The sequence below is a fragment of the Staphylococcus sp. EG-SA-2 genome, from assembly GCF_017152085.1.
Genome location: NZ_JACYHC010000955.1, coordinates 1 through 879, shown reverse-complemented (window position 1 = coordinate 879; position 879 = coordinate 1). Strand labels below are relative to the sequence as shown.

Genomic DNA, 879 nt, shown 5'->3' with positions numbered 1-879 from the left:
TATAACCTAAACCTTGTTGCACGAATGTATTCGCTACAATTAATGTACCTGCAACACCGTTTAATAAGAAGTTCGAAATCGTTGCACCTGTATATGGTTTATTTTCAAATAATTTAAAATCAATAAGCGGATTATCTACTTTTTTCTCAACTTTTAAGAAAATAAAGAATGCTACAATTACGATTGCAATTAAACCAAAGAACCATAATGATGTGTAACCAAGTGCTGCACCTTTAGTAATGACAACGTTTAAACTTAGCAACATAACTACTAGAACAATTAGCCCTGCAACGTCAAATTTATGTGTATTGGTAACTTCTGATTTCGTTTCAGGCGTCCCTTTGATGAGTAACATTGAAAGTACGGCAACGATAATTGAGAAGATGAAAATCCATCTCCAACCCATAGTTGTCGCAACTGCCCCACCGAAGAGTGAACAGATACCACTTCCACCCCAAGAACCGATAGACCAGTAGCTTAAGGCGCGCTGACGTTCAGCACCCTCATAATAAGTTTTCATAATGGCCAATGTGGAAGGCATAATACACGCTGCTGATACGCCTTGTATAATACGACCTAAAATTAATAATGCCGGTAAATTCGTAATAATAATTAATGCTGAACCAATAATACTTAACAATAAACCGATATTCGTCATTTTCACGCGCCCAATTTTATCTGCTAGGCCGCCTGCTCCAACAACAAACATGCCTGAAAATAGTGCGGTTAGACTTACCGCAATACTAATTGTTCCCATGTCTGCACCAAAACTTTGTTGTAAATTTGGTACAACATTTACAAGTGATTGTGCAAACAACCAAAATGTAATAACACCTAATACAATACCTAAGATTAACTTGTTGCCCCCGCGATACGTTT

At 37.2% G+C, this 879-nt stretch carries 1 pseudogene; it reads right to left on the bottom strand.

The features are described from left to right. A pseudogene (gene norC / locus IDG60_RS16645) lies at nucleotides 1–879 on the bottom strand (multidrug efflux MFS transporter NorC); the annotation flags it as partial.